The sequence below is a fragment of the Pseudomonas sp. Irchel 3H3 genome, from assembly GCF_900187635.1.
Lineage (GTDB): Bacteria > Pseudomonadota > Gammaproteobacteria > Pseudomonadales > Pseudomonadaceae > Aquipseudomonas.
This window is the reverse complement of the sequence record NZ_FYEC01000020.1, coordinates 87,424-95,967: the sequence shown is the minus strand read 5'-3', so window position 1 is coordinate 95,967 and position 8,544 is coordinate 87,424. Positions and strand designations below refer to the sequence as shown.

The window sequence follows — 8,544 nt, the reverse complement described above, 5'->3', positions numbered from 1 at the left end:
GGGGGTAAACCGGCAGGACGCCGGTTTAGCCGCACTGGGCCAGGGAGGGCCCATTGCGGCGGCCCCCCAAATCAATGTCGGAGTACGGGCATGCCGAGCCTAAGCGAGGCACCGAGTGGTGGGGTAAGAGCGTTTTGCTTACTTTTGCGCTGTCCAAAAGTGAGCCGGCCGTCAGGGCGGAACCATAGGAGGCCGTTACCGCAAGAATGGATATGTACGCAGTCTAATCCAACACCCCAGAGGCCCAGAGGCCCCCACGCGAGCAAGCTTTGCTCCTACAGGGCCAAATATACGCAAGGCCCTGCAGGCGCCAGCCTCTGTTACCAAAGCGCCAGGGTATAACTGACGATCAACCGGTTCTCGTCGATGTCGCTGGCAAAGCTGGACCGGTAAGTCGCGTTACGCCATTTGAGCCCGACGTTCTTCAGCGCGCCACTCTGGATCACATAACCGATGTCGGTGTTGCGCTCCCACTCCTTGCCTTGCCCTGGGGCGGCGCCCAGGTTGATTTCATCACCCTTGACGTAACGGGTCATGAAGGTCAGGCCGGGAATACCGAGGCCGGCGAAGTTGAAGTCATAACGCGCCTGCCACGACTGTTCGTCCTGGTTGGCGAAGTCGTTGATCTGCAGCAGGTTGACCAGGTAAGGGTCAGTACCGTTGACGTTGGCAAAGCCGGTGTCGCCGCTCATGTCCTGATAGGAGAGGCCAAACGCATGGGCCCCCAGCGAGTAGGTGAACATGGCACCCAGCATGCGGTTGTCGACGTTGCTGTTGCCGTCATCGGTGGCGCTGGACCAGCGCAGGTCGGACTTCAACGACTGCCCCTCCGTCACCGGCAAGGTGTGGGTCAGCGTCAGGTAGTGCTGTTTGTACAAATCGTCCAGGTGCGCATAGTGGTACCCGGTGGTCAGCGCGCTGTTCCATTTGTAGTCGGCGCCGATGAAGTCGAACTGGTCGGTAAAGGGGTTGGCACCGGTGATGATGTTGCGCCGCGGCCCCTTCATCAGCGTCATGTCTTCGCGGTTGCTGGAGTTGCGCTGGCTGACCTGGGTCAGGCGGCCGCCGTTGAACGACAGGTTCTCCACGTCCAGCGAGCTCAACTGCCCACCCTGGAAAGTCTGGGGCAACAGGCGCGATTCGTTGGGTACCAGCACCGGCAACTTGGGCATCAGGGTGCCCAGCTTGAGGGTGGTTTTCGAGACTTTGAGCTTGCCGGTCAGACCCAGTTCACTGTAGTCATCCGGGGCCCGCTTGGATACCGGCCCCTGGGGCAGCAGCCCGGTGACCCCGGCACGATCCGGGCTGGAATCGAGCTTGATCCCCAACTGCCCAAGGGCATCGATCCCGACGCCCACCGGCCCTTCGGTGTACCCCGACTCCATGCGCAGGATAAACCCCTGGGCCCACTCCTCGCCCTTGCTTTGCGGAGCGCCGGACTGGCGGAAATCCCGGTTCATGTAGAAGTTGCGGGTTTCCACACTGGCCTTGCTGTCGTCGACAAAGGCCGCCGACGCTGGCGCGCACACCCCAATGACCCCAGCGATACCAGACAACTGAACGATACGGACAGAACGTTTGACGTACATAAGGCTCTCTTTTTTATTGTTGTTGTGAAGCGCACCCGCGCACCCTGCGCGGGCTCCAGACAGCAATCGCGGCGAATCAGCTACTACTAGAAGTTGCGGCGGCTGAGCTTGAGTACCCAGCCGACAATGCCGACCCGGAACAGCAGCACGCAGATGACAAAAATCAGCCCCAGGATCACGTGCACCCATTCCCCCAGCGGGCCGTTGGACAGATAGCTCTGCAGCGTCACCACCACAGTGGCGCCCACCAGCGGCCCGAGCACCGTGCCGACACCGCCCAGCAAGGTCATCAGGATCACCTCGCCGGACATGTGCCAGTGCGCATCGGTCAACGACGCCAGCTGGAACACCACCGTCTTGGTCGAGCCAGCCAGGCCGGTCAGCGCCGCCGAGATGACGAACGCCAGCAGCTTGTGGGCATCGACGTTGTAGCCCAGGGAAATCGCCCGTGGCTCGTTCTCGCGGATCGCCTTGAGCACCTGGCCGTAGGGCGAATGAATGGTGCGCTGGATCACCGCGTAGCCGAACACGAACACCGCCAGCACGAAGTAGTACAGGGTCAGGTTGTTGTTCAGGTCGAACAGCCCGAACAACTGGCCGCGCGGTACCCCGTGCAGGCCGTTCTCGCCGCCGGTGAACGGCGCCTGGACGTAGATGAAGAACACCAACTGGGCCAATGCCAGGGTGATCATCGCGAAGTAGATCCCCTGTCGGCGGATCGCCAGCAAGCCGAACAGCAGCCCCAGCACCGCCGAGGTCAGGGTGCCGGCGAGAATCCCCAGCTCGGTGCCCAGGCCACTGTAGTGACTGAGCAAAAAGCCGGTGACATAGCCACCCGTGGCGAGAAACGCCGCATGCCCGAACGACAGCAGGCCGGCATAGCCCAGCAGCAGGTTGAAGGCACAGGCGAACAGGGCAAAACACAGCAGTTTCATCAGGAACACCGGGTAGATCGCCATCGGCGCCACCAGTGCCACAGCGAACAGGGCCAGGTAGAACCAGCGCTTGCGGCGAGTCGCCGCCTGCTGCCGTTCCAGCACCACCTGGGGTTGCAGGCGCGTTGCGCCCGTCTTGATCTGCAGACTCGTCATCTTCACGCCTCCTTACCGAACAGTCCTGCCGGACGTACCAGCAGCACCAGCACCATCACCAGGAACACCACGGTGTTGGCCGCCTCTGGATAAAACACCTTGGTCAGCCCTTCGATCAGGCCCATCGCCAGGCCCGTGACGATGGCGCCCATGATCGAGCCCATCCCGCCGATCACCACCACCGCAAACACCACGATCAACAGGTTGGCGCCCATGGTCGGGGTCACCGAATAGATTGGCGCCGCCAGCACTCCGGCGAAGGCCGCCAGGGCCGCACCGTAGCCATAGGTCAGGGTGATCAGCAGCGGCACGTTGATGCCGAAGGCCTGCATCAGCTTGGGGTTCTCGGTGCCGGCGCGCAGGTAGGAACCCAAACGCGTGCGCTCGATCATGAACCAGGTCACCAGGCACACCGCCAGCGCCGCGACAATCACCCACGCGCGGTAAGTCGGCAGGAACATGAAGCCCAGGTTGTAGCCGCCCTTGAGTTGCTCCGGCATCGGGTAGGACGAACCGGACACCCCGAACAGCTTGACGAAAGAACCTTCGAGGATCAGCGCCAGGCCGAAGGTCAGCAGCAAGCCGTACAGGTGATCCTCCCCGGCGATGCGCCGCAGCAGGAAGCGCTCGATCAGCACCCCGACCACCCCCACCAGCAACGGCGCCAGTACCAGCGCCATCCAATAGTTGACGCCCAGGTAGTTGAGCCCCATCACCGCGGCGAAGGCGCCGAGCATGTACTGCGCGCCGTGGGCGAAGTTGATGATGCGCAGCAGGCCAAAAATGATCGCCAGGCCAAGGCTGAGCAAGGCGTAGAACGCACCGTTGATCAGCCCCAGGAGCAACTGCCCGGACATGACGCTCAGGGGGATACCAAAAATCAAAGTCATGATTCACCACTCGCAGGAAATCCGTGACACCCGGCTGCCAGCAGCCGGGCAACAAGCGTGTGCAGCGCCGCGGTCAACCTTTGGTCAGCAGCTTGCACTTGCTTTCGGATTCCGGGCGATAGGCCTCATCGCCAGGAATGGTGCGCACGATCTTGTACAGGTCCCACTCGCCCTTGGACTCGGCCGGGGTCTTGACCTGGGCCAGGTACATGTCGTGGACCATGCGGCCATCGGCGCGGACCTTGCCGTTCTTGGCGAACATGTCGTTGACCGGCGTCGCCATCATTTGCTTGCGTACAGCCTGGGCTTCGTCGGTGCCGGTGGCCTTGATCGCATTGAGGTAGTTGGTGGTGGCCGAATAGATGCCCGCCGGTACCATGCCCGGCATTTTGCCGAAGCGTTTGTGGTAGCGCTGCGCCCAGGCACGGCTATCGTCGTTCATGTCCCAGTACCAGCCGGTGGTCAGCATCAGGCCCTTGGTGACATCCAGGCCCATGGCATGGATATCGTTGAGAAACACCACCATGCCGGCCAGCTTCTGCCCAGACTGCGCGACACCGAACTGGCTGGCGGTCATCAGCGAGTTGACGGTATCGGAGCCGGCGTTGGCGAAGGCGATCACGTCCGCACCGGAGCCCTGGGCCTGGAGAATGTAGGAGGAAAAATCGCTGCTTGGGAACGGGTGGCGGACCTTGCCGACCACCTGGCCGCCATCGGCTTCGACCACCTTGGTGATGTCCGCTTCCATCGCATGGCCGAAGGCATAGTCGGCGGTGAGGATGAACCACTTCTTGCCACCTTCGGCCAGCACCGACTTGGCCGTACCGTTGGCCAGCGCGTAGGAGTCGTAGGTCCAGTGGATGTGGTTCGGCGAGCAATACTCATTGGTCAGGCTCGAAGCCGCGGCGCCGGAAATCAGCGCCAGCTTGCCGGACTGCTCGACCACCTTGCTGGCAGCCAGCACCACCGAGGACGCCACCATGCCGGTGACCATGTCGACGTTGCGCTCATCGACCCACTGGCGCACGGTGTTGGCGCCGACGTCCGGCTTGTTCAGGTCATCGGCGCTGAACACCACGATCTTCTTGCCGTTGACCTGCCCACCGAAATCCTCGATGGCCATGTTCAGGGCTTCCAGGCCACCGGGGCCGGACAGGTCGCGATAGGTGCCCGACATGTCCGCCAGGTAACCGATGCGAATTTCGTCGTCACTGATCTGCGCCTGCGCCGCACCGGCGATCAGGCTGGAAACCAGGATGGCGCTTGCTGTGTGCTGAAAAACCTTCATGTAGTTCACCCACTGTCCGAAGTTATTTTTATTGTTCCAGGCAAAGCGGCCCCGTGCCGTCGAGCCGTCGAGCCGTGAGACTCGGCGACCTGCGTGATGCGCGGGGTAAAACGGGTTCAGACGCCCAGGCAGCGGTGCAGCAGTTCCTGCTTGGCGTCCAGTTCAGCGGCACTGATCTGCTCGATGATCTGACCGTGCTCCATCAAGTAATGGCGGTCAGCCAACGGCGCAGCAAAACGGAAATTCTGTTCCACCAGGACGATGGTCAGGCCCTTGTTCTTGAGCTTGATCAACACCTCGGCGAGTTTCTGCACGATCACCGGGGCCAGGCCTTCGGTTATCTCGTCCAACAGCAACAGGTTGGCGCCGGTGCGCAGGATCCGCGCCATGGCCAGCATCTGCTGCTCGCCGCCAGACAGGCGCGTGCCCTGGCTGAAACGGCGCTCATAGAGATTGGGGAACATCTCGTAGATTTCATCGAGGCTCATGCCGTCGCTGCGCACGTTCGGCGGCAACAGCAGGTTTTCCTCGACATTGAGACTGGCGAAAATGCCCCGTTCCTCCGGGCAGAAACCGACACCCAGGCGCGGGATCAAGTGGGCCGACAGGCCGATGGTTTCGGTGCCGTTGACCACGATGGAACCGGTACGGCGCCCGACCATGTTCATGATCGCCCGCAGCGTGGTCGAGCGGCCGGAGCCGTTGCGCCCCAGCAGCGTGACCAACTCGCCACGGCGCACTTGCAGGTCGATGCCATGCAGGATGTGCGACTCGCCGTAGAAAGCATGCAGGTCATTGACCCGCAGTTGTTCGAACTCAGGACTGTGCAGCGCGTTCATGCTTGCACCCCTTCAACCGCCACCGCCTCGCTGCCCAGGTACGCCTCGCGCACCTGCGGGTTGGCCGAGACACTGGCGTAGTCGCCCTCGGCCAGAATCGCGCCACGGGCCAGCACGGTAATGCGGTCGGACAGCTCACTGACCACGCTCAGGTTGTGCTCGACCATCAACACCGTACGCCCCACCGCTGCGCGCCGCACCAGCTCAATCACCATGTTCACATCCTCGTGCCCCATGCCCTGGGTCGGTTCGTCGAGCAACAGCACACTGGGGTCCAGCGCCAGGGTAGTGGCCAGTTCCAGCGCGCGTTTACGGCCATAAGGCAGTTCGATGGTCTGGGTGTGGGCGTAGTCGAGCAGGCCCACCTCGTCGAGCATTTGCATGGCCCGCTCATTGAGGGAGTCGAGGCTGCTTTCGGCTTTCCAGAAATGGTAGGAGTCGCCGCGCTTGCGTTGCAGGGCCACGCGCACGTTTTCCACCACACTCATGTGGCCGAACACCGCGGATATCTGGAACGAGCGCACCAGGCCCAGGCGCGCAATCTCGTTGGGCTTGAGGCGGGTGATGGGTTGGCCCAGGTAGAGGATCTCACCGCGGGTCGGCGGGAGAAACTTGGTGAGCAGATTAAACACTGTGGTTTTACCGGCCCCGTTAGGACCGATCAAGGCGTGGATGTGGCCCTTCTGCACACGCAGATCAACTGAGTCTACGGCGGTAAAACCGCGAAACTCCTTGGTCAGGCCGCGTGTTTCCAAGACAAACTCTGGTGACATGTGGAGCCCTCTAACCTTGATTGTTTTTATTGGTTATGGCGCTGCTGGCACACTCTACTGCTTGTTTACGCTTACGTAAACGTTATGGAATATACAAAAATCCTACAGGGACTACAGAAACAACTTGTGAGCAAATGTATCAGCGCTCCGACAGGTACCAAGCGCGGGCCTCAGCGGGCTGATCGAGGCCTTATAAACGCGTTTATAAAGGCCTTGTACTACGTTCATTTCGCACTTCTTGGCACACGGCCCATCAGGTAGAACTCCGGGTTGGGTGGCGTTCCGGCCAAGGACACCAGGCGGTTGGAAAGGCTGAAAAAGGCCGTCACCGCGCCGATGTCCCAGATGTCCTCGTCACTGAAGCCCACTGCCTGCAGGTGCTCGCGCCAGCTATCGTCGAGCGCGCCGCCAGCGGCGCCGAGGTGAAAGGCAAAATCGAGCATCAGCCGCTGGCGCTCGCCAATCGGCGCGGTGCGATGGTTGATCGCCAACTGATCGGCCAACAGCGGGTCCTTGCTGTAGATGCGCAGGATCGCGCCATGGGCCACCACGCAATACAGGCAACCGTGGCGCGCGCTGGTGGCGACCACGATCATCTCCTTCTCCGCCGCCGTGAGGCTCTCGGACTCACGATCCATCAGGGCATCGTGGTAGGCAAAAAACGCGCGAAACTCCGCCGGCCGGTGGGCCAGCATCAGGAACACGTTTGGCACAAAACCGGCTTTGTCCTGCACCGCGAGAATACGCTCGCGCAGGTCGGCGGGGAGTTGCTCGAGGGTATGCGGAACCGGGAAATGACTGATGCCAGAAGACATGGGACGTCCTTGATCGATGACCACGATGAGCGAAAGACTCAGGCGCACAACGAACATCAGAACCCGAGCCGGGTGTTACGCGACTTTTACGTTAACGTAAAGGTAACGCAGCCACAACCGGCTTTTTCTTCGGCGCAAGGTTACTCCTCCAAGGTCACCGGTTTGTTCAGTTCGCCGATCTTCTCCAGCCGCGCACGCACGATGTTGCGGCTGATGTTCAGCAGGCGTCCGGTCTGCAACTGGTTACCGTGGCAGTAACGGTAAGCGGCGCGAAAGATGGTCTCTTCGATGTGCTCGTAGAGATCAGGGATGTTCTGCTCGAACAGCGCCTGCAACGCCGACTCCAGTTCCACCGGGCCGCTGAGCGTTGGGCTTGCGTGACTCGCCTGCTCCTGGCGAATGCCCGAAGAGCGCATGTCCACCAGGTGCAAGTCGGCCGGCGCCACGCGCTGGTTGCGGCACACCAGCAAGGCATGGTGGATGGAGTTTTCCAGCTCGCGGATATTGCCCGGCCAACTGTGATCCAGCAGCTTGCGTTCGGCCTCGATACTCAGGGTCGCGCGGTTGTAGCCCAGGCGCTGGCAGTGCTCCTCGAGGAAAAACTCGGCCAACGGCAGGATGTCGCCGGGACGTTCGCGCAGCGGTGGCAGGCGGATGGTCGCCACGTGCAACCGGTAGAACAGGTCTTCGCGAAAGTGCCCCGCCACCACCGCGTCCGCGAGGTTGACGTTGGTCGCTGCCACCAGGCGCACATTGATCGGTATCGGTGTGCGCGAGCCCAGGCGCACCACTTCGCGCTCCTGCAATACCCGCAGCAATTTCACCTGCATGTTCAGCGGCAAGTCACCAATCTCGTCGAGAAACAGCGTGCCGCCGTTGGCCGCTTCGAACCAGCCGGCCTTGTTGCTGGTGGCGCCGGTGAACGCGCCCTTTTCATGGCCGAACAGTTCGCTCTCCACCAGGGTTTCGGCAAAGGCACCGCAGTTCACCGCCACGAACGGTTCGCGGCCACGGCGGCTGAGGTTATGGATGTGGCGGGCGACCAACTCCTTGCCGGTGCCGGTCTCGCCGATGATCAGCGTGTTGGCTTCACTGGGCGCCAGGCGCTCGATGCGGCTGAGCAACTCCTGGGAGCGCGGGTCCTTGAAGACCAGCACGGTGGCGCGCACCGACTTGGTCAATTCGCGTGCGTGGGGATGAGTGATCAGCGACATGGTGCATTCCTGGCAGTAAAAGCGCGGGTTCAATAGTGCACGAAG

General features: G+C 61.8%; 8 protein-coding genes. All 8 read right to left on the bottom strand.

All coding sequences use genetic code 11. The annotated features are described in order from the left end of the window. Positions 1–320: 320 nt before the first annotated feature. The 8 genes from CKW24_RS20215 to CKW24_RS20180 all read right to left on the bottom strand — a co-directional run bounded on the left by CKW24_RS20215 (position 321) and on the right by CKW24_RS20180 (position 8,499). Positions 321–1,589, bottom strand: coding sequence for an OprD family porin (locus tag CKW24_RS20215; RefSeq protein ID WP_095169932.1), 1,269 nt, complete (start codon positions 1,587–1,589; stop codon positions 321–323). Between the two features lie 86 nt (positions 1,590–1,675). After that, positions 1,676–2,680 (bottom strand): branched-chain amino acid ABC transporter permease, encoded by a 1,005-nt coding sequence (locus CKW24_RS20210; RefSeq protein WP_095169931.1) that lies wholly within the window; start codon positions 2,678–2,680, stop codon positions 1,676–1,678. Positions 2,681–2,682: 2 nt separating this feature from the next. After that, entirely contained in the window at positions 2,683–3,570 is an 888-nt protein-coding gene (locus tag CKW24_RS20205; RefSeq protein WP_095169930.1) for a branched-chain amino acid ABC transporter permease, read from the bottom strand. Positions 3,571–3,643: 73 nt separating this feature from the next. Then, complete coding sequence (locus CKW24_RS20200; protein ID WP_095169929.1) at positions 3,644–4,858, bottom strand: ABC transporter substrate-binding protein; 1,215 nt, start codon at positions 4,856–4,858, stop codon at positions 3,644–3,646. A gap of 116 nt (positions 4,859–4,974) precedes the next feature. Continuing rightward, positions 4,975–5,697, bottom strand: coding sequence for an ABC transporter ATP-binding protein (locus CKW24_RS20195; protein WP_095169928.1), 723 nt, complete (start codon positions 5,695–5,697; stop codon positions 4,975–4,977). Beyond that, positions 5,694–6,470: an ABC transporter ATP-binding protein gene (locus CKW24_RS20190; RefSeq protein WP_095169927.1), complete on the bottom strand. Its 777-nt coding sequence runs from the start codon at positions 6,468–6,470 to the stop codon at positions 5,694–5,696. The genes CKW24_RS20195 and CKW24_RS20190 overlap by 4 nt, the downstream gene beginning before the upstream one ends. Positions 6,471–6,694: 224 nt before the next feature. Next, a complete protein-coding gene (locus tag CKW24_RS20185; protein WP_095169926.1) occupies positions 6,695–7,285 on the bottom strand; it encodes a peroxidase-related enzyme in 591 nt (196 codons plus the stop codon). Between the two features lie 140 nt (positions 7,286–7,425). Beyond that, on the bottom strand, positions 7,426–8,499 hold the full coding sequence (locus tag CKW24_RS20180) for a sigma-54-dependent Fis family transcriptional regulator (RefSeq protein WP_095169925.1): 1,074 nt from the start codon (positions 8,497–8,499) through the stop codon (positions 7,426–7,428). Positions 8,500–8,544 lie beyond the last annotated feature (45 nt).

Coding starts and splice junctions, on each gene's coding strand:
- CKW24_RS20190 (WP_095169927.1), bottom strand. CDS start 6,470: ATGTCACCAGAGTTTGTCTTGGAAACACGCGGCCTGACCAAGGAGTTT.
- CKW24_RS20215 (WP_095169932.1), bottom strand. CDS start 1,589: ATGTACGTCAAACGTTCTGTCCGTATCGTTCAGTTGTCTGGTATCGCT.
- CKW24_RS20180 (WP_095169925.1), bottom strand. CDS start 8,499: ATGTCGCTGATCACTCATCCCCACGCACGCGAATTGACCAAGTCGGTG.
- CKW24_RS20195 (WP_095169928.1), bottom strand. CDS start 5,697: ATGAACGCGCTGCACAGTCCTGAGTTCGAACAACTGCGGGTCAATGAC.
- CKW24_RS20205 (WP_095169930.1), bottom strand. CDS start 3,570: ATGACTTTGATTTTTGGTATCCCCCTGAGCGTCATGTCCGGGCAGTTG.
- CKW24_RS20200 (WP_095169929.1), bottom strand. CDS start 4,858: ATGAAGGTTTTTCAGCACACAGCAAGCGCCATCCTGGTTTCCAGCCTG.
- CKW24_RS20185 (WP_095169926.1), bottom strand. CDS start 7,285: ATGTCTTCTGGCATCAGTCATTTCCCGGTTCCGCATACCCTCGAGCAA.
- CKW24_RS20210 (WP_095169931.1), bottom strand. CDS start 2,680: ATGACGAGTCTGCAGATCAAGACGGGCGCAACGCGCCTGCAACCCCAG.